A 25030-nucleotide genomic window follows, 5' to 3' on the forward strand; every position below is an offset into this window, starting at 1 on the left:
GTTTCACTCTCTCCTATAGAAGATTCGTCAGGTGGGTCTGGCTACCGGGTCAGATCTCGTCGATGGACGAGGACTCGAACCGGGAGGAGATGTTGATGCCGAGCTCCTCCGCAGCGCGGAAGGCCTCGTCGTCGGCGTCGCGCAGGCTGACCGCCTGGCCGTCGGCCGAGAGGACCTCCACGTTCAGGCAGAGCGACTGCATCTCCTTGATGAGGACCTTGAAGGACTCCGGGATGCCCGGCTCCTGGATGTTCTCACCCTTGACGATGGCCTCGTAGACCTTGACGCGGCCGAGGATGTCATCCGACTTGATGGTCAGGAGCTCCTGGAGCGCGTACGCGGCTCCATAGGCCTCGAGGGCCCACACCTCCATCTCACCGAAGCGCTGGCCACCGAACTGCGCCTTACCACCGAGCGGCTGCTGGGTGATCATCGAGTACGGGCCGGTCGAACGCGCGTGGATCTTGTCGTCGACCAGGTGGTGCAGCTTCAGGATGTACATGTAGCCGACCGACACCGGGTCCGGGTAGGGCTCGCCGGAGCGGCCGTCGAAGAGCTGCGTCTTGCCGGACGATCCGATCAGGCGGTCGCCGTCGCGGGTCGGGAGGGTGGCGTCGAGCAGGCCGGCGATCTCCTCCTCCTTCGCACCGTCGAACACCGGGGTCGCGACCTTGGTGTTGGGAGCGGCGCTGAACGCGGCCTCGGGGAGCTCGGCAGCCCACTTGGGCTTGCCCTTGATCTCCCAGCCGTTCTTGGCGATCCAGCCGAGGTGGATCTCCAGGACCTGGCCGAAGTTCATTCGTCCGGGGACACCAAGCGGGTTGAGGATGACGTCGACCGGCGTCCCGTCCGCGAGGAACGGCATGTCCTCGACCGGGAGGATCTTGGAGATGACGCCCTTGTTGCCGTGACGGCCGGCGAGCTTGTCGCCCGCGGTGATCTTGCGCTTCTGGGCGATGTAGACCACCACGCGCTGGTTCACGCCGGAGCCGAGCTCGTCGTCGCCGTCCTGCGCGTCGAAGACCTTGACACCGATGATGGTGCCCTCCTCGCCGTGCGGGACCTTGAGGGAGGTGTCGCGCACCTCGCGGCTCTTCTCGTTGAAGATCGCGCGGAGCAGGCGCTCCTCGGCCGACAGCTCGGTCTCGCCCTTCGGCGTGACCTTGCCGACGAGGATGTCGCCGGGGCGCACCTCGGCGCCGATGCGGATGATGCCGCGCTCGTCGAGGTCGGCCAGGAGGTCCGGGCTGACGTTCGGGAGGTCGCGAGTGATCTCCTCCTTGCCGAGCTTGGTGTCGCGGGCGTCGACCTCGTACTCCTCGATGTGGATCGAGGAGAGGGTGTCGTCCTTCACCAGGTTCTGGCTGAGGATGATCGCGTCCTCGAAGTTGTGGCCCTCCCACGGCATGAACGCCACGAGCAGGTTCTTGCCGAGCGCGAGCTCGCCGTTCTCGGTCGCGGGGCCGTCGGCGACGACCTCCCCGGCCTCGATGCGGTCGCCCTCGTCCACGACCACGCGGTGGTTGTACGACGTGCCCTGGTTGGAGCGGTCGAACTTGCGCAGGTAGTAGGACTTGATCGTGCCGTCGTCGGCCTGGACGGTGACGGCGTCGGCCGACACCTCGGTGACCACACCGGACTTCTCCGCGGTGACCACGTCACCGGCGTCGATGGCCGCATAGCCCTCCATACCGGTTCCGACGACCGGGCTCTCCGAGCGGAGCAGCGGCACCGCCTGGCGCTGCATGTTCGCACCCATGAGGGCTCGGTTGGCGTCGTCGTGCTCGAGGAACGGGATCAGCGACGTACCGACCGACACCATCTGGCGCGGGGAGACGTCCATGTAGCCGATCTCGTCGGCGGGGATCAGGTCGACCTCGCCGCCCTTCTGACGGGCGAGCACGCGCTCCTCGGTGAAGTGGCCGCTCGGGTCGAGCGGGGCGTTGGCCTGCGCGACGACGAAGTCGTCCTCCTCGGAGGCGGTGAGGTAGTCGATCTGGTCGGTGACCCGGCCCTCGACGACCTTGCGGTACGGCGTCTCGATGAAGCCGAAGGAGTTGATCCGCGCGAACGACGCGAGCGAGCCGATCAGACCGATGTTCGGGCCTTCCGGCGTCTCGATCGGGCACATGCGGCCGTAGTGCGACGGGTGGACGTCACGGACCTCGACGCCCGCGCGCTCACGGCTCAGACCACCCGGGCCCAGCGCCGACAGGCGGCGCTTGTGGGTCAGGCCCGCGAGCGGGTTGTTCTGGTCCATGAACTGCGAGAGCTGCGAGGTGCCGAAGAACTCCTTGATCGCGGCGACGACGGGTCGCACGTTGATCAGGGTCTGCGGGGTGATCGCCTCGATGTCCTGCGTGGTCATGCGCTCGCGGACGACGCGCTCCATGCGGGAGAGACCGGTGCGGACCTGGTTCTGGATGAGCTCGCCGACGGCGCGGATACGACGGTTGCCGAAGTGGTCGATGTCGTCGGTGTCGAGACGGATCTGCGTCTCGGTGCCGTTGCGGAGGCCCTTGAACGTGGTCTGGCCGTCGTGCAGGGAGACCAGGTACTTGATCGTCGCGATGATGTCCTGGACGGTCAGCACCGAGTCCGACAGCGGGGCCTCGAGGCCGAGCTTGCGGTTGATCTTGTAACGGCCGACCTTGGCGAGGTCGTAGCGCTTCGGGTTGAAGTAGAAGTTGTCCAGCAGCGCACGCGCGGCCTCGGCGGCGACCTGCTCGCCCGGACGCAGCTTGCGGTAGATGTCCTTCAGCGCCTCCTCCTTGGTGAGGATGGCGTCCTTCTCCAGGGTCAGCTCGATCGACTGGAAGCCGGCGAACTCGGCGAGGATCTCCTCGCTGGTGAGGCCGAGGGCCTTCAGGAACACGGTGACCGACTGCTTGCGCTTGCGGTCGATGCGGACACCGACCTGGTCGCGCTTGTCGATCTCGAACTCGAGCCACGCTCCGCGGCTCGGGATGATGCGCGCCGAGTAGATGTCCTTGTCGGAGGTCTTGTCGGCGGCGGCCTCGAAGTAGACGCCCGGCGAGCGGACGAGCTGCGAGACGACGACACGCTCGGTGCCGTTGATGATGAAGGTGCCCTTCTCGGTCATGAGCGGGAAGTCGCCCATGAAGACCGTCTGGGTCTTGATCTCACCGGTGAGGTGGTTCATGAACTCGGCCTCGACGTAGAGCGGGGCCGAATAGGTCTTGCCCTTCTCCTTGCACTCGTCGATCGAGTACTTCTTCTCCTCGAGGAACGGGTTGGTGAAGGAGAGCTGCATGGTCTCGCCGAGGTCCTCGATGGGCGAGATCTCCTCGAAGATCTCCTCGAGGCCCGTGTTGGCGGGCAGATCCTGGCGACCCTGGGCCTCGGCCTCGGCGACGCGTTCCTTCCACGCGTCGTTTCCGACCAGCCAGTCGAAGCTCTCCGTCTGCAATGCGAGCAGATCGGGAACCGTGAGGGTGTCCGTGATCTTGGCGAACGAAAGACGAGATGCGGCTCGTCCGTTCTTGGGTGTCTTGTCAGTGTTGGTTGCGTTGCGCGCAGCAGCCAAGGAAATAACCTCCGTGGGCCCCGTCGGGCCAGTTACTGTCGGTCGAGATGTGGTGTTGTGAGGGACGAGGACTCCCAGACACGTCTCGTGCCGCCGTATCTGACCCGATGAACCGGGCCCAGACGCGCGCGAGGGAAGTCAGAGCCGACCGCAATATGAAGGCAAGGGTGTGCGTGGGAGCGCAAAGAACCACTATATGTCAAACTGACGCGCCGTGTCCAGTCTTTTCTTGACCGGAGGCGCAGTCTCGGTGTATAACGGCGCGGACGGCCGGATATTCCCGCGTCAGTGCAGGCGCGGCGGCAGCGAATCCACCGTCGCGATGACCGCCTCCTCGCGGGACCGCGGCCGCCAGCCGAGGACCGTCCGCGCCTTCGCGGAGGACCCGTTGCGGTAGACGCCGATGTCGGGCAGCGACCCACGCACCCGGCGGCTGAACGGAGCGGCGGCCTTCAGAACCCACGACGGCATCACGGCGGTGCGCACGCGGTCGCCGGCGGGCGAGCCGAGGTGGCCGCGGATGATGAGGGCGAGCTCCGGCGCGCCCAGGGCGTCTCCCGCTGTGGCGAGGAAGCGCTCGCCCGCGGCCTCCGGCTTGGTCATGGCGAGCAGGTGCAGGCCGGCGACGTCCCGCACGTCGACGACGCCGAAGTAGACGTCGGGCAGGCGCGGGAGGCGGCCCTCCCTCACGAGCTTCACCAGTTCGACCGAGCTGGAGTAGTCGGGGCCGAGCACCGGGCCGAGGATGCCGACCGGGTTGACGGTGGCGAGCTCCAGGGAGCCGCCCTCCTTGGCGATGAAGTCCCACGCGGCGTGCTCGGCGAGCGTCTTGGAGCGGACGTAGGCGCTGATGGGGCGGCCGCTGTCGAGCTCGGTCCAGTCCACTTCGGTGAACGGCTGCCTGGTCGGGGCGTGGCCGTAGCCGATCGCGGCGAAGGAGGAGGTGAGCACGACCCGCTCCACGCCGGCGTCGCGGGATGCACGCAGCACGCGCAGGGCGCCCTCCCTCGCCGGCCGCACCAGCTCGTCGGGGTCCTTCGGCTCGGTCATCGGGAACGGGGAGGCCACGTGCAGGACGAACCGGCAGCCGTCGACCGCCTCGGCCCAGCCGGCGTCGTCGAGGAGGTCGGCGACGGCGAACTCCAGCCGGTCCCCCGCGTCCTCGATGCCCCCGGCGGCCAGCTGCGACCGCACGTCGGCGGCGCGCTGCGGCGAGCGGATGGTCGTCCGCACCGAGTACCCGGCCTCCAGCAGCGCGAGCACGCAGTGCGCTCCCACGAAACCCGAGCCGCCCGTCACCAGTACCCGATCAGTCATGGGCCCATCCTCCCCCTCGTCGGCCGAACACGCGACCGCGCGGCCGGTGTCCGTCAGCTGCGGACGAGCGCGATGGCCTGGGCGCGCGAGGAGACGCCGAGCTTCGCGAAGATCGCGTTGATGTGGGTCTTCACGGTGGACCCGCCGACGAAGAGGGCGGAGGCGATCTCGCCGTTGCTGAGACCGTCGGCGACGAGTCCGAGCACCTCGGCCTCCCGGCGGGTGAGCGCGGGGAACCGCTCCACGAGCGCGCCGGCGGGGTCGGCCGGCCTGGCAGGCGGCGCGGAGGTGAGCGAGCCGATGATGCGGGCGCCGACCTCCGGGGCGAAAGTCGCCTGGCCGCGAGCCACGGCCCGGACGGCGGAGGCCAGCTCGGCGCGGCCGGCGTCCTTGGTGAGATAGCCGCGGGCGCCGGCGCGCAGCGCAGCCAGGATCGACTCGTCGTCGGCGAAGGTCGTGAGCACGAGCACCGCGGAGCCCGGCGCCTCGCGCACGATCCGCTCGGTGGCGCCGACGCCGTCGAGCACCGGCATCCGGAGGTCCATCAGCACGACGTCGGGACGCTCGGCCACGGCGAGCGCCACCGCTTCGGCGCCGTCGGACGCGGAGCCGACGACCTCCATGTCGGGCAGCAGGCCGAGGACGGTGACCAGGCCGTCGCGGATGATCGCCTGGTCGTCCGCGACGACGACGCGGATGCGGTCAGGTGTGGCGTCGTCCCTCATGCCAGCCGTGCCGCTCATGCCAGCCTGGCCTCGGCCGTGACGGTGAACCGGCCGCCGTCCGCGGTCGCGGCCACGGAGCCGCCGAGCGGGAGGGCGGAGAAGCGCTCGCGCATCCCCTCCAGGCCGTGGCCGCCGCCCGAGGTCGCGAGCGCGGCGCCGTGCGACGCGACCGGCGACGGGATCAGCGGCGAGGAGACGGTGAGCAGCACGCGTTCATCCTGCCAGTCGAGCGCGGCGTCGACGGGCGCGCCCGGCGCGTGCTTGCGCGCGTTGCTCAGGGACTCCTGGAGGGCGCGCTGCAGCGCGGTCGCCTGGGCGGAGTCGAGCGGCCGCGGCGAACCCGACTCGTGCAGGGCGGCGATGCCGCCGAGCGTGCGGTGCGCGGCGACCAGGTCGTCGAGCGTCGCGCGGAAGTCGGCAGCGGTCACGGTCGTCTGCGCCGCCCCGTCCGGGTCGCGCAGCGCGGCGACCGCGCGCCGCGCCTCGGCGAGGCCGTCCGCGGCGAGTCCGCGGGCAGCCACCACGCGCTCCCGGGCGGCCGTGGCCTCCCCGGCCTCCAGCAGCGCGTCCACCGCGTCGAGCTGGATGACCAGGCCGCCGAGGCTATGGGCGAGGACGTCGTGGAGGTCGCGGGCGATCGCCACCCGGGCGGCCTCCTCCCGCATGGCCAGGTCGCGCTCCCGCAGCAGCGCGCCCTGCTGCTCGGTGAGGCGGAACTGCCGCCGGCTGAGGCCCGCGAAGCCGGCCAGCACGATCCCGGCCATCTCGCCGAGCACCGCCGCCACGGGCGAGCCGAACGGGAGTGCGCCCACCGCGACCAGCGCCGCCGAGACCGCGGCGACCGCCCCGCCGAGCGGCAGGGGCCAGGTCGGGTCGCCGACCAGGTAGAGCACCGCCACGGCCGCGGGGACGATCGCGAGCCCGTCAGTGGCCGGCGCGACGAACGCTCCGGTCGCCGCCGAGAGAAGGCACATCACGAGCGCCGCGCGCCGCCGGCCGACGAAGGTGAGGACCGACCGGGCCAGCCACGCCGCCACCGCGAACAGCGCGAGCGCGAGCACCCACGCCGGGCGGTCCCCGGCGTGGGTGCGCACCAGCGACCAGCCGACGGCGCCCGCACCGAGGATGTTCAGTACGAGCGCCAGCAGGCCCGGTCTGCTCCAGAAGTCCACGAGACCATCATGCGGCGAGCGCGGCGTGCCGATCGAGACGCGCCGCGAAGACGGCGGTCCGGGCGGCGCGGTTGGCGGCGAACACCAGGAAGATGACGCCGGTCGCGGTCGCCAGGTGCGCGCCGGCCATCGAGGCCAGCACGTCCACGCCGACGCGGACGGCGATGACCAGCACCCAGAGCACGATCCCGAGGACGCCGGTGCGCGACTCGTACGTGGCGATGTACCGGGCGTCGTCGCCGAGCCGGATGGGCGACTCCAGCGGGCGGAAGTGCGCGATCGCGCCCATCCACGCGCCCACGGCCAGCGACAGCACCAGCTCCCCGGCCACCACGGCCAGATCGAGCGGGGTGAGCGACGTCGGCTTCATCTGCTGAACGATGAGCACGACGCCGACCACCGACATGATCGCCGGGAAGCGCCACATCTTCGCGATGGACACCGGGCGCCAGGTCAGCTGCCGGTATCCCACCCAGCCGATCAGCAGCAGGATGAGGATCGCGTTGGTCAGCGTCTGCACGTTCATGAGTGGGAGTCCTTCCGGCCGGGATGTCCGGCACCCCTCAAGAGTCGCGCCCGGGCGGCCGCGCCGGGACCGCCCGGCGGCGGAGACCGGGTGGAGAGGAGGGTGGAGATCGGGTGGAGGCCGCGGACTACGCTGGACGCCGTGCCACAGAACCCGCCGCTCCCCTCGGTCGTCCTCGCCGAGAGCGGCTACCTCGCCACGATCGAGCCGGACCGCTTCGTGCCGGGCGCGTACCAGCTGGTGGTCGACGGGACGCCGCAGTCGCACGTCGACCTGGACGACCCCAGCCGGCTGTTCTTCGAGTACATCCAGCGGATGGGCAACGTCATCGACCTCATGGGCGAGCCCGGTCAGCCGATCACCGCCGTGCACCTGGGAGCGGGAGCGCTCACCCTCCCGCGCTACATCGCCCACACCCGGCCCGGGTCGCGGCAGCAGGTGGTGGAGCTGGAGAGCAGGCTCGTGGACCTGGTGCGGGAGAACCTGCCGCTCCCCCGCTACGCGCAGATCCGCATCCGGCACGGCGACGCGCGGGAGGTCGTCGGCAAGCTGCCGGCCGGCCTGCGCGGGGAGGTCGACCTCCTGGTCATCGACATCTTCAGCGGCGCGAGGACGCCCGCGCACGTGACGAGCGTGGAGTTCTACCGCTCGGCGGTCTCGCTGTTGAAGCCGGACGGCATCGTGCTCGTCAACGTGGCGGACGGGCCGCCGCTGACGTTCGCGCGCAGCCAGGTGTCGACGCTCGGCGCGGTCGTGGAGAACGTCGCGGCGCTGGCGGAGACGCAGGTGCTGAAGGGGCGCCGCTTCGGCAACGTGGTGCTGGTCGGGTCGAACTCGCCGCTGCCGCTGGAGTGGCTGCCGCGCCTGCTCGCGAGCGGGCCGCATCCCGCGAAGGCCGTGGCGGGCGCGGAACTGCGGACGTTCGCCGCGGGAGCGCCGATCGTGACGGACGCGACGAGCGTGCCGAGCCCGCCGCCCGCCCGCAGCATCTTCCAGTCCGGCACCCGCCGCGAGTGACGCCGAAGGGCACGTAAACGCCCCTACCGACGCGTTTTAGGGGCGTTTACGTGCCCTTCGGCGTCAGGCGTGGCGGAAGTGGACGGCCTGGCCGGGGCGGAGCTGCGCGAAGGCGTCGAGCGAGCGCGCGGCGACGACGGCGATCACCGGGTAGCCTCCCGTCACCGGGTGGTCGGCCAGCAGCACGGTGGGGCGGCCGTCCGGCGACACCTGCACCGCGCCGGCGACCATCGGCTCGCTCGGGAGCTCGTCGCGCACGGCGCGTTCGAGGAGCAGCGGCGGGGCCGGATCCACGCCCCGCGCGTGCGCCGGGATCCGCGGCGGGTCGAGCCGCACCCCCACCCGGTCGCCGTCCGCGCTCGCCCGCCACTCCACTGTGAAGAACGCGTCGAGGGCGGCGGGGGTGAACCAGTCCGCGCGCGGACCGCGGTGGGCGCGGACCTCCAGGGGGCCGTCGCCGAGGTCGGCGGTGGGGACGAAATCGACCGAGGGCACCGGGTCGGCGGGCTCGAGGCCGAACGGGAGGAGGTCGCCCTCCGCGAGCGGGGCAGGGCCGAGGCGGGCGAGGGTGTCGCGCGAGCGGGAGCCGAGCACAGCCTCCACCGCGATTCCGCCGCGCACCGCGAGGTAGCTGCGGACGCCGACCACCGGCGGCGCGATCCGGAGCTCGGCGCCGGCGCCGGCGTGCACCGCGGTGTCGGGGTCGACCGGGTGGCCGTCGAGGGTGACGCGGGTCGCCGCTCCGGTCACGGCGAACCACGCCGCCGACTCGAACCGCGCGGCGAACCCGCCGAGCAGGAGCTCCAGCCCGGCCGTGTCCGTGGGGTTGCCGACGAGCCGGTTGGCGAGCCCGAGCGCGCCGCGATCGAGAGCGCCGGACGGGCTCACGCCGACCGCGGCGAGACCGGGGCGGCCGAGGTCCTCGACCAGGGCGAGCGGGCCGGTCCGGAGGATGCGGAGGCCGCTCATCCCGTCACCGCCGTGAACCGCACCACGACGCCGGGACGGAGGAGCGCAGGCGGGTCGGCCGTCGCGTCCCACAGCGTCGCGTCGGTGCGGCCGATGAGCTGCCAGCCGCCCGGGCTCGACCGCGGGTAGACCCCGCTGAACCCGCCGGCGAGGCCGACCGAGCCGGCCGGCACCGCAGTACGCGGGGTCGCGCGGCGCGGGACGACGAGGCCGTCGTGGTCGGTGACGAGGTACGCGAAGCCGGGCGCGAAGCCGCCGAACGCGACCCGCCACCGGGAGGCCGTGTGCCGCTCCACGACCTCGGCCGGCGTGATGCCGAGGAGCCCGGCCACCTCGGCGAGGTCCTCGCCGTCGTACCGGACAGGGAGCTCGACGACCTCCTCGTCGGCGGTCCGGGCCGGCTCGGGGACTGTGCGCTCGACCCAGCCGCTCGCGGAGGCCGGGCTCAGCACGTGCGGGTCGAGCACGATCGCGATGGTGCGCGCCGCGGGGACCAGGTCGAGCACGCCCGCCGGACGGGTGCGCTGGAGGGCGGGCAGCATCCCGAGCACGTCGTCCAGCGAGCCGAACTCCACGAGCAGGGCACTGTCACCGTACGGAATCACCCGGCCGCTCACGCGAACGGCCTCACCGCGATGCCGGCCTCGTCCAGGCCCCGGCGCACGGTCTCCGCCATCCGCACCGCGCCAGGGGTGTCGCCGTGCACGCACAGGGAGTCGGCGGCGACGGCGACCAAGGCGCCGTCGGCGGCCTCCACCACGCCCTCGCGCGCGATGCGCACCGCGCGGGCGGCGATGGCGGCCACGTCGGAGAGCACGGCGCCGGGCTCCGTGCGCGGGACGAGGGTGCCGTCGGCGCGGTAGCCGCGGTCCACGAACGCCTCGCGGACGAACCGGAGGCCGCGCGCGCCGGCCGCGCGCTCGACGGCCGAACCGGGGAGGCCGAGCAGCGGCAGCGACGGGTCGAACCCGGCCACGGCCTCCGTTACCGCCGCGGCCTGCGCCTCGTCGTGGACGATCCGGTTGTAGAGGGCGCCGTGCGGCTTGACGTAGCGCACGGCGGTTCCGGCGACGCGCGCCATCCCGGCGAGCGCGGCGAGCTGGTAAAGCAGCTCGTCGCGCAGCTCCACGGCCGGGATGTCCATGCTGCGCCGCCCGAAGCCCGCGAGGTCCCGGTACGAGACGTGCGCGCCGACGGCGACGCCGTTCTCGGCGGCCAGACGGCAGGTGGCGAGCATCGTGGACGGGTCGCCGGCGTGGAAGCCGCACGCGACGTTGGCGCTGGTCACCAGCCGCAGCATCGCGGCGTCGTCGCCCATCCTCCAGGCGCCGAAGGACTCGCCGAGGTCGCTGTTGAGGTCGACGCTCGCATGCTCGACACGGGCCGGATCGGGGCTGGGCTCCATCCGCCTATTCTGCGATACCCGCGCCGACACCCGCACGCCGCCCGGCCGCGCGGGCGCGGTGCGCACGCACCTTCGCCCGGTTGCCGCAGCGCTGCATCGAGCACCAGCGCCGGTTGCCGCTGCGGGAGGTGTCCAGGTACACCAGTCCGCAGTCGTCGGCGGAGCACTCGCGGATGCGGCCGTCGGCGTCCGGTCCGAACAGCCGGACGGCGTCGCGCGCAACGGTGCCGAGCGCCTGGTGCGGGCGGGCGAGAGTGCGCCCGGCCTGGCGGCCGCCGCCGGCCAGCACCGGCGGGATGTCGGGGGTCGCGGCGAACAGGTTCACCACATCCACGTCGGCCGGGCCGAGGGTCTCCGCGCGGCTGGCCTGGCGGGCGAGCCGGCCGATCGCCGCGCGCAGCATCTCGGCGTCGCGGAACTCGCGCTCGCCGGTCGTCGCGGCCACCTCCGGGAAGCGGGACTGCAGCCACGCGCCGAGCTGGCCGGCATCGTCCACCGACCGCCATTGGGTGTCATCCGCCGCCCCGTCGACGCCGCCCAGGACGTCGGCCCCGCCGGTGTAGGCGAAGTCGAGAGCGAGTGCGCCGGAGTCGAACCACCAGCGCAGACCTTCCGCGTCATCCATCCACTGCCCGGTCTCGCGGGGCAGGAGGGCGTCGGTAGGCACCGAACCAACTTAGTGGGTTTCCGGAGCCGCCGCAGACGCCGCGGCTCCCAGGGCCTGCTGCGATACTGGGCGGATGACAGCGACCCGTCCAGATCCCGGTGCCGTGCTGGAGGGCGCGACAGTCCGCCTGCGGGCGCTCACCCACGACGACCTCCCCGACCTGCACGACGCGATCGGCCACCCCGCGGTGTTCGAGGGCGGCTGGGGCGGCGGCCTCGCGGCATACCGCGACACCTACGAGGAGTGGCGGGAGTTCATCCTCCGCTACCTGGCCTGGGACACCGCCAATGTCACCGCGGTCTGCCTCCGCGAGGGCGACCGCATCGTCGGGACCACGACGCTCGGCGACTTCGACCTCCCGAACGGCTCGGCGCACATCGGCTGGACCGCCTACGCGCCGGAGGTCTGGGGCACGCGCGTCAACGCCGAGACCAAGCGCCTGCTGCTCGGCACGGCCTTCGACCACGGGTTCGAGCGCGTCAAGCTGCAGGCCGACGTGCTCAACGAGCGCTCGCGGGCCGCGATCCTGCGGCTCGGGGCGACGTTCGAGGGCGTGCTGCGGCACACCCAGCCGCGGGCGGACGGCACCTGGCGCGACACCGCGGTGTACTCGGTGCTGCGCGAGGAGTGGCCCGCCGTGCGCGACGGGCTGGATGCCCGGCTCGCGGTGGCGACGGCGTAGCCGAGCCCGCGCCTAGTCCGCGTCGAGCGCTTCGGTCGCCGCAGCCGCGGCCATCCGCCGCTGAGCCGTCGAGACCTCCCGGTGCACCCAGGAGATGAGGTTCGCCGAGTCGAACCGCCTGCTGCACGCCCCGCACGCGAGCGCACGCGCCGGCTTGCGGTAGCGGTAGTGCGTGTGGCCCTGCGGGCACGTGCCCACCCAGGGCGCCAGGTCGTCCGCGATCGCACCGCCGTGCAGCCGCTTGCCCTCGTAGCCGAGGTCGAGCGCGATCGCCCGCCAGCGCGGACCGTGCCCGGCGCGGGAGCCCGCGAGAGCGTGGGCGACCTCGTGCAGCAGGATCTGGTGGATGTCGTCGTCCTCGTAGCGGGCCGCGAGGTAGCGGGAGACCGTGATGCGCTTGGCGGTGTAGTTGCACAGCCCGGCGCGCGTCTTCGCGTTGTCGAAGTCGAAGCTCCAGGTGGCCGGGTCGAGATGCAGGGCGATGAGCGCCTCGGCCCAGCGGCGCACGCGATCGAGCTCTGCCATCAGCGTCGGCTCCCTGGTCGGCTCATGCGAGGAATCCTACGCCGGAGAGCCGACGCCGTCTCCGCCGCCGAGGTCGCCCTCGCCGGAGCCCGCGGCGGCGCGCTGCGCCTCCAGGAACCGCTGCACCACGGCCACCGCCGTGAGCGCTCCCTCGATCTCCGCGGGAGACGCGCCGAGCTTTTCGCGCAGGAACACGGCGGCCGTCATGTCGGACAGCGCGCTCTCGTACTCCTTCATATCGAAGTGCACCTTGCCGCGGTTCTGCACCGCGAACGCCTCCAGGGCCGTCCAGTCGCGACCGCGTGCCTCGTCGACGCAGCCGGTCAGCTCCACGATCGCCTCGTCGAACTTGCCCTGGTACTGCAGCACCTGGCCGCGGCGGATGCGCGCACCGAGAAGCTGCTCGCGGTCGCCGGTGAAGCGCGCCTGCCGCACCGCCTCGTTGGCGAGCGTGTACGCCTCGTCCAGCCGGCCGAGCAGCCGGAGCAGCACGGTCTTCTCGTTGAGCGCGCTCAAGCTGCGCAGGCTGCCGAGCTCGTCGAGCCGCTCATCGGCAGCCCGCAGGTCGACACGCTCGCGCAGCGTGGACGGATCGTATCCGAGGATGATGCTCAGGGTCGGCTCCCAGGTCGTGCGGTTCACGACAAGCGTAGTCGGCAAACCTGCATCAGCCCGGTTACCGCGTGTTCGCCAGCCGTCAGTCGACGACGCGCACGTCCTTCCAGAACGCGACGTAGTTGCTGTAGTCCTTGCCGACACGGTCGAACGAGCTCGGGTACGGCGTTGGATAGCTCCACGCGCGGTCCTGGAGTACGGCCTCGCCGTTCTTGACGGAGAAGTACTGGCACTCGCCCTTCCACGGGCACGTGTACGGAGTCGCCGACTCCACGAGGTGCTCGGAGTTGACGCTCTGCGGCGGGAAGTACCAGTTGCCCTCGATGCGGATGAGGTCCTCGGTCGGGGCCTCGGCGATGACGGTGTCGTTCAGAATTGCTTTCATGGGTGCAAAACCTCCTGACTGCACTGAACACCCGTTCGCGCGGGATCATTCCGAGGCAGGGGACTTCGTACCGAGCGCTCAGGCGGCTCGCAGCACGCGGACCTCGCCGACCGTGCCGAGCCGCCCGGAGGCGGCGAGCGCCGCGACGTCCTCCCCGCGGCGATGCGCTCCTGACCGGAGGCCGACGCCGTGAGCAGGTGCGCGACGGCGCCGCGCAGCCCGGTGAAGGCGGCACAGGCGGCCGCGGCCTCCGGCGAGCTGTAGTCGATCCCGAGCGTCGCGAGGGCGTCCACCACTGCGCCGGCGGCGAGGAGGTCCTCCACCGCGAAGCGCGTGCCGCCGCCGGCCGAGGTGCCGCCCGCGGCGACGAGCGCCACCATCGCGCGGCGGCCGAGACGCACCTGCTCGGCGAGGATCCACTCCGCCACCGCGGCGGCGTCGGCGAGGCCGGAGGCGACGACGGCGCCCGTTCCGGGCAGCGCGTCGGCCTCCGCGACCGGCCGGTCTTCGATCGCGTCGACCCAGACCACCACGTCGGCGTCCGCCGTGACGGCGGCGGCCCCGTCCGCTGCCCAGTCGAAGCGCACCTGATACTTGGCCTGGCGGTGGGCGGCGGGGACGGTCGAGGGGTCGGTCTGCGAGCTCACCGAATCAGCGTAACTCGGCGCTGAACGCAGTTCTCCCGTGTTGCCCCGTGCGACGCGACCCGTCGGCGCGGCGCGCGGTGGAGGGCCGCTGCTCGCCGGGGGTGTGCCGCAGCTGGTCGCGGATCAGGTCGAAGTCGTGCCTTGTCAGCTCGATCAGGCCGGCGCGGAGCTGGTAGCCCCAGTCGCGCTTGTCGCGGGTGAAGTCGAGGGAGGGCAGCAGCGGGCGGATCGGCGTCGCGACCGCATCGTGGTCCCAGTCGACGCGGCGACGCCAGGGCAGGAAGTCGCCGTTCGGGCCGCGCATCTGGGCTCCCTGGGTCGCCTGGAACACGTCCGCGTCGGCCAGCCTCCCGACCGCCGTGAACTGCTTGAGGGGCTCGCCGTCGAAGGACTCGCGCGGCGAGTAGAACACGAACCCGTCCGACGGTCCCATCCGCTCCAGCGGTGCGCGGGCGCCGTGGTTGACCTGCGCGTAGCCGCCGGCGACGCCGCGGAGCACGTGATCGTGGTGCACCACGCCCAGCCAGTAGCGGATCGCCATGCTCCCGTTGTAGCGCACACGGCGGACATCCCGGGCCCGACATCCCAGCGGCACCGGCTGCGGTGTCGATTCCCGGCCCTCCGGCTCGACGTCTCTACGAGTGCTCGACCTGTGCCCCGACGGAAGGACCACGGATGCGCTACCTGCTCATGCTCAGCACGGACGGCCCCGCGCCGGCGGAGTCGATCCAGCGGTACACGGTCGAGCTGATCCGTGCGGGGGTGCTCCTGGTGGGCGAGGTCCTCGCGGACGACGACGGCACGCACGTCGAGCTGACCTTCGGCGGCCCCCGGACCGACGCCGACCTGCAGCCGCTGTCCCCGGTGCGCCCGGCCGCGGTGTGGATCGTGCAGACCTCCGATCGCGCCGAAGCCGTCGAATGGGCGCGACGCCTCCCCCTCGGCCGTGGCAGAGTCGAGGTGCGCCGCATCCTGACCGGGGCGGCGGACACGTGAGCGCGGGAGGAGCGGCCGTGGTGGAACGGGAGCGCACGGCTGCCGATCGGGCCGCCGCCGAGGCCGTGGAGGCCGTCTGGCGCATCGAGTCCGGCAAGCTCGTCGCCGGGCTCGCCCGGTGGACGGGCGACGTCGGCCTGGCCGAGGAGCTCGCCCAGGACGCACTCGTCGCCGCGCTCGAGCAGTGGCCGGAGGCCGGCATCCCGCGCACTCCCGGCGCCTGGCTGACCACCGTCGCCAAGCGCCGCGCGATCGACGGCTGGCGCCGCCGCGAACGCCTCGACGAGCGCTACGCCGCCCTCGCCCGCGACCTGGAGCAGCAGGAGGACGACGACCCGGCCGCCGTCGTGGAGGAGGAGATCCAGGACGACCTGCTGCGCCTGGTGTTCGTCGCCTGCCACCCCGTTCTCGCGCCGCCCGCGCGGGTCGCGCTGACGCTCAAGCTGCTCGGCGGACTCACCACCGAGGAGATCGCGCGGGCGTTCCTCGTGCCCGTGCCGACCATCGCGCAGCGCATCGTGCGCGCCAAGCGGACGCTGACCGCCGCGCACGTCCCGTTCGAGGTGCCCGACCGCGCCGAGTACCCCGAGCGGCTGGCGTCGGTGCTGGAGGTCGTCTACCTGATCTTCAACGAGGGCTACTCCGCCACCGCCGGCGACGACTGGATGCGCCCCGACCTCTGCCAGGAGGCCCTCCGCCTCGGCCGCGTGCTCGCCGAGCTCACCCCGCGCGAGCCGGAGGTGCACGGCCTGGTCGCGCTGATGGAGTTCCAGGCCTCCCGTCTCCCCGCGCGGGCGACCGCCGACGGCGAGCCGATCCTGCTGCAGGACCAGGACCGCACCCGCTGGGACCGCATCCTGATCGGCCGCGGAGTCGCAGCGCTCGCCCGCGCCGACCGGCTGGTGGGCTCGCGCGGCCGCGGCCCCTACGCGCTGCAGGCCGCGATCGCCGCCTGCCACGCGACCGCCCCCGCGCCGGAGGACACCGACTGGGAGGAGATCGTCGCGCTCTACGGCGCGCTCGCCGCCCTCCAGCCGTCCGCCGTCGTGGAGCTCAACCGCGCGGTCGCCCTCTCGATGGCGTACGGCCCGGAGGCGGGCCTCGACGTGGTGGACCGGCTGGTGCTGGACGGCGCGCTGGAGTCGTACCACCTGCTCCCCTCGGTCCGGGCCGACTTCCTGCTGAAGCTGGGCCGGGCCGCTGAAGCCGAGGAGGAGTTCCGGCGGGCGGCGGCGATGACCGGGAACGAGCGGGAGCGGGCGCTTCTGCTGGCACGGGCGGAGGAGGCCGCTCGCGCGTAACGGGCTGGCACGCGCGTCCGGGAGTGCGCCGAGAGTGACTGCCCCCGGAGCAGTGGATGCGTGACACTGGGATGCGTGAGAGTCCTCCTGAAGCTCATCCTCGACTGCGACCCGGACGCGGCCTGGCGCGCCCTGCAGAGCCCCACGGCCTTCCGCGAGGTGGCGCTGCCGTGGGTGGACTTCCGGTCGGACGAGCCGGCGGGCTTCCCGACCGTGTGGGACACGGCGGAGCACCGGGTGAGCGTCCGCGCCCTCGGCGCCTTCACTGTCGGGACGCAGGCCATCCGCCTCGACACACTGCGCTCGACCGACCCGCGCGAGCGCGCGACACGCATCCTCCGCGACAGCGGCGGCGGCGTCGGGGGCGTGCTCTCGGCGATCCCGCACCTCGACCACCGGATGGCGATCGCCCCCGACCCCGCGGGCCCGGATCAGGACGGCCGGGTCCGCACTCTGTACCGCGACCGGCTGGTCGTGCGGGCCGGCGTCGTGACGCCGCTCGCCTGGTACGGGTTGTGGGCGTTCTGGCAGTGGCGCGGCCTCCGCCTGCGCCGCCTCGCACCCACCTGGGCATACGATCCACCCACGCCCGAACCGGATACAGCCACGACGGAGGCAGCAGCATGAGCACCATCACCCCCGAGCCCACCCCCGAGGTCGCCCCCGGCCGGGCCGCGTCGCCACCGCCGTGCAGACCGCGGACTGGCGACGCAGCGTCTTCGCGCTGTACGCGTCGGTGCGCCGGATCGCCGCCTCCGACCCGGCCGCCGCCCACGCCCACTGGATCTCCTGCCGCAACGACCTGTTCTCGTCGCACCCGGCGTCCCCGCTCCTGGACGAGGACCGCGATCGCTTCACGGGCCTCCCGGTGTCGCCGTACGACCCGGACTGGCGCTTCGAGCTGCCGATCCATCCCGCCGAGGAGGCGACCCGGATGGACGTGGAGACCGGCACGGACGGCGTCGTGCCGTTCCAGCTGCTCGGCACGGTGCGGGTCCCGCTGGCCGGCTCGCTCGACGTCTGGAAGCTGGCCTCATACGGCGGCGGCCTGTTCGTCCCCGTGAAGGACGCCCTGGCGGGCCGCCGCGGCGGCACCTACGGCGGCGGCCGCTACCTGATCGACACGATCAAGGGCTCCGACCTGGGGATGACGGCCGACGACGACGAGACGACGATCGTCCTCGACTTCAACTTCGCCTACAACCCGTCCTGCGCCTACGACCCGGCCTGGGCGTGCCCGCTCGCGCAGGCGGGCAACACGCTCCCGGTCGAGGTCCCGGTCGGCGAGCGCTACCCCGGGGAGTAGGTCGCATCCCCGTCATCCTGACACCGAGGGGCACGTCGTTGTCACTTGTGGGCGCCAGAAGTGACGACAACGTGCCCTTCGCTGGTCTGGAGGCGGGTGCGGGTCAGCGGGCGACGAGGGTGAGCCGCTGCGTCGGCCGGGTCATCGCCACGTACAGCGACGCCGCCCCGCGCACCGACTCCGCGGCGAGCGCCGCCGGGTCGGCCAGGACCACCGCGTCGAACTCCAGCCCCTTCGCCTCGTACCCGGTCAGGACCGAGATCGGCCGCGTGAGCCCCGCGGCGCCGCGCGCCGCCGCATCGCCGAACCGCGAGCGCACCGCCGCCGCCACGGCCTCCACCTCGGCGGCCGTCGCTATCACCGCGAGGGTCCCCTCGGCGTCGAGCGACCGGTCGTGCGCGACGGCCTCCGCGACGGCCTCCGCGAGCCCGGCGTCGTCCGCCGGTACGCGACGGATCGGCCAGTCGCCCTCCCGCACCGCGCGGGTCGGGGTGATCGGGAGGCCGGCCTCCGCCGCGATCCGCTCCGCCTCGCGCGTGATCTGCGCGGGCGTGCGGTAGTTGACCGTCAGCTCCTCCAGGCGCCAGGCGTCCTTGAACACCGGGCTGAGGGCCTCGTCCCAGCTCGTCGCGCCGGCCGCCGAGGCGACCTGGGCGATGTCGCCGACGATCGTGAACGACTTCATCGGGCAGCGGCGCACCAGCACGCGCCACTGCATCGCCGACAGCTCCTGCGCCTCGTCCACGACCACGTGGCCGTAGGTCCACGACCGGTCGGCGAGCGCGCGCTCGGCGGTCGTGCCGCGATCCTCCTGCTCGGCGAAGCCGTCGGCGAGCTGCTCGGCGCTCACCAGGCCCTGCACCCCCATGTTGCGGATGGCCGCCCGCGCGTTCTCCAGGTCGCGCTTGCGCTGACGGTCCCGCTCGCGCGAGGCGTAGTCCGCGCGGCCGGGGAAGTCGCCCAGCAGCTCGGCCGCCTCGTCCAGCAGCGGCACGTCGGAGATCGTGAACGGAGCCGTCCGGTCGCGCAGCAGGGCCTCCCGCTGCGCCGGCGTCCAGCGCGGCGTCAGCTCGGCCAGCCAGGACGGGCGCGCGTACAGGTCCTGCAGCAGCTTCTGCGGGGTGAGCGGCAGCCAGGCCGTGTTGAGGAGGACGCGGACGTCGTACGACGTGCGCAGGTCCTCCCGCAGCACCCGGAGGTCCGCCTCGTCGATCGTCGAGCCGCCGGCCCGGAGCTGGGCGGCGAGCTGGTCCGTCAGCTCGCCGAGCGCCTGCTTGACGAACGTGACGCGGGCGACGTTGTGCGGCTTGCCGGTGCGCTGCGCCTTCAAGAGCGCGCGCTGCACGAGGTCGGGCTGGACGACGAGGCGCTCGTTGTCGACCACGATCGTCTGCGGCTCGGCCGGCGCCTTCTGCCGCGACCGCACGGCGCGGGAGAGCAGCCGCGCCATCTGGATGGAGCCCTTCAGGCGCGCGGCCTCCGGCGCGTCCTCGGTCGTGGCCTCCACGCCGGGGAACAGCTCGCCCAGGGTCTGCATCACGACGCCGGTCTCACCGAGCGACGGGAGGACGGCCTCGATGTAGCGCAGGAACGCGGGCGAGGGCCCGACGACGAGCACGCCGGAGGCGCTCAGCCGCTGCCGGTTCGCATACAGGAGGTAGGCGGCGCGGTGCAGTGCGACCGCGGTCTTGCCGGTGCCGGGGCCGCCCTGGACCACCAGGGCGCCGCGCATGTCGGAGCGGATGATGCGGTCCTGCTCGGCCTGGATGGTCGCGACGATGTCGTGCATGCGCCCGGTGCGCTGCGCGGTGAGGGCCGCCAGCAGCGCACCCTCCCCCTGAACCTTCTCGCCGGACGCGTCGCCGTCGAGCAGCGCCTCGTCGAAGACCTCGTCGTCGATCCGGACGACCTGGCGGCCGTTCATGGTGAGGTGGCGACGGGCGCGCACGCCCATCCGCTCGTTCGCGGTCGCCTGGTAGAAGGCGCTCGCCTGCTGAGCACGCCAGTCCACGAGCAACGAGCGCTGGTCGTCGTCGCGCAGGCCGACGCGGCCGATGTAGCGGTGGTCGGTGCCGTCGACCTTCTCCTCCAGCAGCAGCCTCCCGAACACGAGCCGGGCGTCCACGTCGCGAAGCTGCACGAGCTGGTCCTCGTACAGGCGAGCGAAGGCGTCCCGTTCGCTGCGCGCCTGGTGGTTGCTCCCCACGCTCTCGCGGCGCACCCGCGTCAGCCGCTCCTCCGTCTCCGCCCGGAGCGTGTCGAGGCGCTCATACAGGCCGGAGACGACGGTGCGCTCACGATCGAGCTCGGATTCCTGCACGCGCGAACCACCTTCCGGGATTACGGGCCGATAGTCTACGACGTCAGGCTAGGAATGCGCTCCCAGCAATCATGCGGCGCGTACCACTAGACTCGGTGGACCAGCACTGCTGGCATGCCGGCGCCGCCGGCCTGCGCGAGCGCCGGGCGGACCCCCGCCGCGCACCACCCTCTTCTTTCCGGCGAAGACGTCGCCCTCTTGCGACGCCGCCGGACCAGCCCTCACGGGCGAACCCTGCCAGAAAGGCATTTGTGACCAACCAGACTTTCGCCGACTTCGGCGTGCCCGCTCCCCTCGTCGCCGTCCTCGCGGCCGACGGCAAGTCGGAGCCGTTCCCCATCCAGGCCGACACCCTGCCCGACACGCTCGCCGGACGCGACGTCCTCGGGCGCGGCAAGACGGGCTCGGGCAAGACGATCGCGTTCTCGCTGCCGATGGCCGCGCGCCTCGCGGCGTCCGTGGCGGGAGGCCGTCCCTCCCGCGGCTACCGCCGGCCCCGCGGCCTCGTGCTCGCCCCGACCCGCGAGCTAGCCACCCAGATCGACGCCACCCTCAAGCCGCTCGCGGCCGCGCTCGGCCTGACCACCACGACGATCTTCGGCGGCGTCTCCCAGAGCCGCCAGGTGACCGCACTGCAGGCCGGTGTCGACATCGTCGTCGCCTGCCCCGGGCGCCTCGAAGACCTGATGAAGCAGGGCATCGTCCACCTCGACAAGGTGGAGATCACGGTGCTGGACGAGGCCGACCACATGGCGGACCTCGGCTTCCTGCCGACCGTCACGCGCATCCTCAACGCCACGCCGGCCCGCGGTCAGCGCCTGCTGTTCTCGGCGACGCTGGACAACGGCGTCGACAAGCTCGTGGCGAAGTTCCTCACCAACGAGGTGCTGCACTCGGTGGACGACGCGACGAGCCACGTGGAGGCCATGACCCACCACGTCTTCGAGGTGAGCGACCAGGACGCCAAGAAGGACCTGATCGTGGCGCTCGCGTCCGGTCGCGGCCGCCGCATCATGTTCATGCGCACCAAGCACCAGGCCAAGCGGCTCGCCAAGCAGCTCACGTCGGCAGGCATCCCCGCGGTCGACCTCCACGGCAACCTCAGCCAGGGCGCGCGCGACCGCAACCTCGCGGCGTTCGGCAGCGGGGACGTGCGCGTGCTCGTGGCGACGGACGTCGCCGCCCGCGGCGTCCACGTCGACGATGTGGAGCTGGTCGTGCACGTCGACCCGCCCGCGGAGCACAAGGCGTACCTGCACCGCTCGGGTCGCACCGCGCGCGCCGGGAGCGCGGGCGACGTCGCGACCGTGATGCTGCCGGAGCAGGCGGGCGACGTGAAGTCGCTGCTGCGCGCGGCGGCCATCACGGCGACGCCGCAGCGGGTGACGGCGGAGTCGGCAGCGGTGGCTGCCTTGGTGGGGGAGCGCGCCGAGCGCGTCGCGCCGGCGCCGGTCGCCGCGGGCGGCAACGGCGGCGGCCGGGGCGGGAGCGGCGGCCGTAGCGCGGGCGCCGCGGGTGGCTCCGGTTCCGGTTCCGGGAACGGCGGGCGGCGGCGCCGCGGCGGCCAGAACCGGGCGGCCGGCGACGCCGGGCGCGACGGCGGCCAGGCCACGCGCGGCGACAGCGCCGGGAACCGTTCCGGCCAGAGCAACACGGGCCGCAACCGCCGGAACTCCGGCCGGGACGTCGCGGCTGCGACGGGCGACGGCGCGGGCCGCGGTCACGGCCGCGGAGGGCGCGCGGGCGGCGAGGGTCGCCCCGCTGCCGACCGCAACGGCGCGCCTCAGGCGTCCAATGGCCGCGGCGGATCGGGCCGCGCGGGCGCTCCGCGCCAGGGCCTCCGCGTCGGCGACGTCGTGAGCGGCAGCACCAGCCGGGGACGGGGCACCCGCCGCGCCCGCGGCTGACCCAGCCCACCAACCTCCAGCAACGGAGGAGATCCCGCCCAAACCCGGCCGGATCTCCTCCGTTGCCTGCTAACGGCCACCCACCCGGGGCGGGTCAGGGGTGGGCGGGGGTGAGGGTGGCGATGCCGGCCTCGATGCCGTCGATGAGGAGGCGGAAGCTGCGGTCGAGGTCGTCGGGGAGGCCGAAGCCGCCGCCGAGTTCGAGGGTGATGAAGCCGTGGAGGGCGCTGCGCAGCATCCGGATGGCGTCGACCGTCGCCTCCTCCGGCAGCCCGAAGCCACGCAGGGCCGCGGCCAGGACGGCGATGGTCTCGGCTGCGCGGGCCGCGAGCTCGGCGTCCTCCTCCGATCCCAGGTGGGGGGCGACCTGCGTCGCGGCGTAGCGCCCGGGATGGCGGTGGGCGTAGGCGCGGACGGCGTCCGCCGCCGAGTGCAGGGCGTCCGGACCGGAGCGGCCGATGGTCGCCTCGGCGAGCACGCCGGTCAGCTCGGTGACGCACTCGGTCGCGACGACGCGGCGCAGGTCATCGAGCGACGCGACGTGCTTGTAGAGGCTCGGCACCGCCACGCCGGCGCGGGAGGCCACGGCGGCGAGGGTCAGCTTGTCGAGGCCGCCTACGCCGCCGGCGTCCACGACGTCGAGGGCCACGGCGGCGACGGCGGCGCGGGTCAGGCCGGCCCTAGGCACGGGCGTCACCCGGGTGTGCGACCGCGCTCGCGGCGTCGTCCTGCGCGCTACGCACGCGCCGCACCCCATCCGCTCCCGCGCCGCTCCGCCAGGAACCGCAGCGTCGCCGGGACGATCACGTCGGGCCGCTGGGCCTGCGGGTAGTGGCCCGATTCGGGCACCCGGACCACCTCCGCGCCGAGGGACTCGATCCAATCGGCCTCCGCAGCCGGGTCCTTGTAGTCGGGGTCGAGGGCTCCGACGAAGGCGAGGATGGGCGCCTTCACCTCCGGGAGCCGGGGCTCGACGACCGAGTGGGTGAGCTGGAGGGTGAGGTGGCGGAAGGAGCGCAGCCGGCCGGGCTCCTTCATATTGCGCTTGAGGTCGGCGGTGTGCTCCCTCAGCCACGGGGCGGTGCGGCCCTTGTTGATCGAGCGGTAGTAGCCCGCCCAGAAGGCCGGGCCCCACGGGCCGGTGAACAGCACGCGGTACATGCCGTGGATGGAGGCGACGGCGAATCGGCTCATCGCGGGGTCCCGCAGAAGCGGGCCGTAGAGCACGAGTCCGGCGATCGCGTCGGGGCGCTCGGCGGCGGCCCAGGCGGCGGCCGCGGCGCCCATCGAGTTGCCCAGCACGACGGCGTCGCCGCCCAGCTCGTCGATCAGCGCGATCAGGTCGCGCGCGGTCGCGACGTCGCCGAACTCGCGGAAGGTGGTGTCCGACTCGCCGTGCGCCCGAAGGTCGGTGACGGCGACGCGGTAGCCGGCCTCCAGCAGCGGGCCGGTCAGCTCGCGGTAGGTGGAACGGAGATCGCCCATCCCGGGGACGGCGACGACGAGCGGGCCGGAGCCCTCGACCGTGTAGCTGATGCGTCCCTCGGGGCGCTGCAGGTACCGGACCTGCGAAGCGATGGAAGTGTTCATAGCCCTAAAGCTAATACCATTAGCTAACGAGCGCAAGCAGAAACAGAAAACCCGTCAGACGATCTTGCCGACGGACGCCATCGCCGCCTTCACCAGCACCCCGCGACCGCCTTCGAGCTCCTCGCAGACCGTGTGCGAGACCGCCTCCTCCGGCGTCATCCAGGTGATCTCGAGTGCGTCCTGCCGCGGTTCGCAGGTGCCGGTCACCGGAACGACGTACGCGAGCGAGACCGCGTGCTGCCGCTCGTCGGTGAACGCCGACACCCCCGGCAGCGGGAAGTACTCCGCGACCTGGAACGGCACAGGGCTCGCCGGCAGCAGCGGGAACGCCATCGGCCCGAGGTCCTTCTCCAGGTGCCGGAACAGCGCCTCCCGCAGCGTCTCGCCGTACATGACGCGGCCGGAGACGAGCGTGCGTGTGATCTCGCCGACCGCGTTCGCGCGCAGCAGGACGCCGACCTCGGTGACCTGACCCAGGCCGTCGACCCGCACCGGCACGGCCTCCACGTAGAGCAGCGGCAGCCGCCGGCGGATCTGCTCCAGCTCGATGTCGCTCAGCCAGGCGGGACCAGGCTGGACGCCGTCGCCGTCGAGCGGGTCGGGGGTCGGGTCCGGGTCGGGGGTGCGCACGCTCATGCACTGATCCTACGGATGCCGCACCCCGCCGCCACCAGTACAGACCGATCTGTGGACTGCGCCGCGATCTGGGGGCTGTGGAGGACAACCGGACGTGCGCAGAATGGACCATGCCCTTCCCCGCCCCCGAGCTCCACCTCGACCACGAGGCCGTGCTCTGGTCCGCCGGCGAGACCGACCGCGTCGGCCGCCCCCGGCTGATCCTCCTGCACGGCTACGCCTCGGACGAGGCCGACCTGTTCGGGATCTCGGCGTACCTGCCGCTGGAGCCGGTGATCGCCTCGCTGCGGGCGCCGATCCCGGAAGGCCCCGGCTTCGCGTGGTTCTCGCGCTTCACCAACATCTCGGTCGACCCGCTCGCCGCCAACGCCGACGCGGCCGCTCGCGCCGTCCTCGACTGGCTGGACGCCCAGCCGGACGTGCCGACCGGCCTGCTCGGCTTCTCGCAGGGCGGCGCTCTCGCCATCCAGCTCATGCGCCTGGCGCCGGAGCGGTTCGACTTCGCGGTGACGCTGTCCGCGTTCGTCGTGCAGGGCGCGGAGGACGGGGACACGGCCCTCGCCGATCGCCGGCTGCCGGTGTTCTGGGGCCGCGGGACGCACGACGACACCATCCCCGCGGCCGGTGTCGCGCGCGCGGCCGCGTGGCTGGCCGCCCACACGGACCTGGACGCGCGCATCTACGAGGGGCTCGGCCACGGGATCTCGCCGCTCGAGCTCGGCGACATCTCCTCCTTCATCCGGGCGCACCTGCCGCGCTGACGGCCCCCGGCCGC

26 protein-coding genes are annotated in these 25030 nt (G+C 72.8%); 8 read left to right on the top strand and 18 right to left on the bottom strand.

All coding sequences use genetic code 11. The features are described 5' to 3' along the window. Positions 1-49: 49 nt before the first annotated feature. From rpoB to ACQ86L_RS08085, 5 genes are all read right to left on the bottom strand, one after another. Positions 50-3547 (bottom strand): DNA-directed RNA polymerase subunit beta, encoded by a 3498-nt coding sequence (gene rpoB / locus ACQ86L_RS08065; RefSeq protein ID WP_434318405.1) that lies wholly within the window; start codon positions 3545-3547, stop codon positions 50-52. 285 nt (positions 3548-3832) lie between these two features. Next, entirely contained in the window at positions 3833-4864 is a 1032-nt protein-coding gene (locus ACQ86L_RS08070; protein ID WP_434318406.1) for an SDR family oxidoreductase, read from the bottom strand. A 53-nt stretch (positions 4865-4917) separates the two neighbouring features. Further along, positions 4918-5607 carry a response regulator gene (locus tag ACQ86L_RS08075; RefSeq protein ID WP_434318407.1) on the bottom strand — a complete coding sequence of 230 codons (690 nt, stop codon included), beginning with the start codon at positions 5605-5607 and terminating at the stop codon, positions 4918-4920. Beyond that, positions 5604-6761, bottom strand: coding sequence for a sensor histidine kinase (locus ACQ86L_RS08080; RefSeq protein WP_434318408.1), 1158 nt, complete (start codon positions 6759-6761; stop codon positions 5604-5606). Before ACQ86L_RS08080 ends, ACQ86L_RS08075 begins: the two co-directional genes overlap by 4 nt. Positions 6762-6768: 7 nt before the next feature. After that, complete coding sequence (locus tag ACQ86L_RS08085; RefSeq protein ID WP_434318409.1) at positions 6769-7287, bottom strand: hypothetical protein; 519 nt, start codon at positions 7285-7287, stop codon at positions 6769-6771. A gap of 141 nt (positions 7288-7428) precedes the next feature. On the opposite strand from ACQ86L_RS08085, the gene ACQ86L_RS08090 reads away from it, so the two are divergent. Next, the gene (locus tag ACQ86L_RS08090) at positions 7429-8304 is read left to right on the top strand and encodes a spermidine synthase (protein ID WP_434318410.1); all 876 of its coding nucleotides are present in this window, start codon (positions 7429-7431) and stop codon (positions 8302-8304) included. A gap of 63 nt (positions 8305-8367) precedes the next feature. Here ACQ86L_RS08090 and ACQ86L_RS08095 read toward each other — a convergent pair whose 3' ends face one another. From ACQ86L_RS08095 to ACQ86L_RS08110, 4 genes are read right to left on the bottom strand one after another with little or no spacing between them, the layout of a single operon-like run. Continuing rightward, positions 8368-9273 (bottom strand): biotin-dependent carboxyltransferase family protein, encoded by a 906-nt coding sequence (locus tag ACQ86L_RS08095; protein WP_434318411.1) that lies wholly within the window; start codon positions 9271-9273, stop codon positions 8368-8370. Further along, complete coding sequence (locus ACQ86L_RS08100) at positions 9270-9890, bottom strand: 5-oxoprolinase subunit B family protein (protein ID WP_434318412.1); 621 nt, start codon at positions 9888-9890, stop codon at positions 9270-9272. The genes ACQ86L_RS08095 and ACQ86L_RS08100 overlap by 4 nt, the downstream gene beginning before the upstream one ends. Beyond that, positions 9887-10678: a LamB/YcsF family protein gene (locus ACQ86L_RS08105; RefSeq protein WP_434318413.1), complete on the bottom strand. Its 792-nt coding sequence runs from the start codon at positions 10676-10678 to the stop codon at positions 9887-9889. The genes ACQ86L_RS08100 and ACQ86L_RS08105 overlap by 4 nt, the downstream gene beginning before the upstream one ends. A gap of 4 nt (positions 10679-10682) precedes the next feature. Next, complete coding sequence (locus tag ACQ86L_RS08110) at positions 10683-11345, bottom strand: CGNR zinc finger domain-containing protein (protein WP_434318414.1); 663 nt, start codon at positions 11343-11345, stop codon at positions 10683-10685. A gap of 73 nt (positions 11346-11418) precedes the next feature. Between ACQ86L_RS08110 and ACQ86L_RS08115 the strand changes: the two genes are divergently transcribed. After that, a complete protein-coding gene (locus ACQ86L_RS08115; RefSeq protein ID WP_434318415.1) occupies positions 11419-12027 on the top strand; it encodes a GNAT family N-acetyltransferase in 609 nt (202 codons plus the stop codon). Between the two features lie 12 nt (positions 12028-12039). Here the strand turns inward: ACQ86L_RS08115 and ACQ86L_RS08120 are convergent, their stop codons facing one another. The 5 genes from ACQ86L_RS08120 to ACQ86L_RS08140 are packed head-to-tail and all read right to left on the bottom strand — an operon-like array spanning position 12040 to position 14740. Continuing rightward, positions 12040-12552 carry a SprT-like domain-containing protein gene (locus ACQ86L_RS08120; protein ID WP_434318416.1) on the bottom strand — a complete coding sequence of 171 codons (513 nt, stop codon included), beginning with the start codon at positions 12550-12552 and terminating at the stop codon, positions 12040-12042. A gap of 36 nt (positions 12553-12588) precedes the next feature. Further along, positions 12589-13194 (bottom strand): hypothetical protein, encoded by a 606-nt coding sequence (locus ACQ86L_RS08125; RefSeq protein WP_370054632.1) that lies wholly within the window; start codon positions 13192-13194, stop codon positions 12589-12591. A gap of 55 nt (positions 13195-13249) precedes the next feature. Continuing rightward, complete coding sequence (locus ACQ86L_RS08130; RefSeq protein ID WP_434318417.1) at positions 13250-13552, bottom strand: DUF427 domain-containing protein; 303 nt, start codon at positions 13550-13552, stop codon at positions 13250-13252. Next, the gene (locus ACQ86L_RS08135) at positions 13549-14199 is read right to left on the bottom strand and encodes a 2-phosphosulfolactate phosphatase (protein ID WP_434318418.1); all 651 of its coding nucleotides are present in this window, start codon (positions 14197-14199) and stop codon (positions 13549-13551) included. Before ACQ86L_RS08135 ends, ACQ86L_RS08130 begins: the two co-directional genes overlap by 4 nt. A gap of 4 nt (positions 14200-14203) precedes the next feature. Further along, the gene (locus ACQ86L_RS08140) at positions 14204-14740 is read right to left on the bottom strand and encodes an EVE domain-containing protein (RefSeq protein ID WP_434318419.1); all 537 of its coding nucleotides are present in this window, start codon (positions 14738-14740) and stop codon (positions 14204-14206) included. A gap of 134 nt (positions 14741-14874) precedes the next feature. Between ACQ86L_RS08140 and ACQ86L_RS08145 the strand changes: the two genes are divergently transcribed. From ACQ86L_RS08145 to ACQ86L_RS08160, 4 genes are all read left to right on the top strand, one after another. Then, a complete protein-coding gene (locus ACQ86L_RS08145; protein ID WP_434318420.1) occupies positions 14875-15195 on the top strand; it encodes a YciI family protein in 321 nt (106 codons plus the stop codon). A 17-nt stretch (positions 15196-15212) separates the two neighbouring features. Further along, positions 15213-16496 (top strand): RNA polymerase sigma factor, encoded by a 1284-nt coding sequence (locus ACQ86L_RS08150; RefSeq protein ID WP_434318421.1) that lies wholly within the window; start codon positions 15213-15215, stop codon positions 16494-16496. 75 nt (positions 16497-16571) lie between these two features. Next, positions 16572-17123: a hypothetical protein gene (locus ACQ86L_RS08155; RefSeq protein WP_434318422.1), complete on the top strand. Its 552-nt coding sequence runs from the start codon at positions 16572-16574 to the stop codon at positions 17121-17123. Positions 17124-17184: 61 nt separating this feature from the next. Continuing rightward, positions 17185-17802: a DUF1684 domain-containing protein gene (locus ACQ86L_RS08160; RefSeq protein ID WP_434318423.1), complete on the top strand. Its 618-nt coding sequence runs from the start codon at positions 17185-17187 to the stop codon at positions 17800-17802. A gap of 103 nt (positions 17803-17905) precedes the next feature. Here ACQ86L_RS08160 and ACQ86L_RS08165 read toward each other — a convergent pair whose 3' ends face one another. Further along, positions 17906-20122 (bottom strand): HelD family protein, encoded by a 2217-nt coding sequence (locus tag ACQ86L_RS08165; RefSeq protein ID WP_434318424.1) that lies wholly within the window; start codon positions 20120-20122, stop codon positions 17906-17908. Positions 20123-20373: 251 nt separating this feature from the next. Between ACQ86L_RS08165 and ACQ86L_RS08170 the strand changes: the two genes are divergently transcribed. Continuing rightward, positions 20374-22029, top strand: a complete 1656-nt coding sequence (locus tag ACQ86L_RS08170; RefSeq protein ID WP_434318425.1) for a DEAD/DEAH box helicase — start codon at positions 20374-20376, stop codon at positions 22027-22029. 94 nt (positions 22030-22123) lie between these two features. Here ACQ86L_RS08170 and ACQ86L_RS08175 read toward each other — a convergent pair whose 3' ends face one another. From ACQ86L_RS08175 to ACQ86L_RS08185, 3 genes are read right to left on the bottom strand one after another with little or no spacing between them, the layout of a single operon-like run. Continuing rightward, entirely contained in the window at positions 22124-22717 is a 594-nt protein-coding gene (locus ACQ86L_RS08175) for a TetR-like C-terminal domain-containing protein (RefSeq protein ID WP_434318426.1), read from the bottom strand. 47 nt (positions 22718-22764) lie between these two features. Further along, on the bottom strand, positions 22765-23619 hold the full coding sequence (locus tag ACQ86L_RS08180) for an alpha/beta fold hydrolase (protein WP_434318427.1): 855 nt from the start codon (positions 23617-23619) through the stop codon (positions 22765-22767). Positions 23620-23673: 54 nt separating this feature from the next. After that, positions 23674-24255 carry an NUDIX hydrolase family protein gene (locus ACQ86L_RS08185; protein ID WP_345833998.1) on the bottom strand — a complete coding sequence of 194 codons (582 nt, stop codon included), beginning with the start codon at positions 24253-24255 and terminating at the stop codon, positions 23674-23676. Positions 24256-24365: 110 nt separating this feature from the next. Here ACQ86L_RS08185 and ACQ86L_RS08190 point away from each other — a divergent pair, with 110 nt between their 5' ends. Beyond that, on the top strand, positions 24366-25016 hold the full coding sequence (locus ACQ86L_RS08190; RefSeq protein ID WP_434318428.1) for an alpha/beta hydrolase: 651 nt from the start codon (positions 24366-24368) through the stop codon (positions 25014-25016). Positions 25017-25030 lie beyond the last annotated feature (14 nt).

Origin of the sequence: Leifsonia sp. P73 (assembly GCF_051059105.1) — a bacterium.
Taxonomy (GTDB): domain Bacteria; phylum Actinomycetota; class Actinomycetes; order Actinomycetales; family Microbacteriaceae; genus Leifsonia.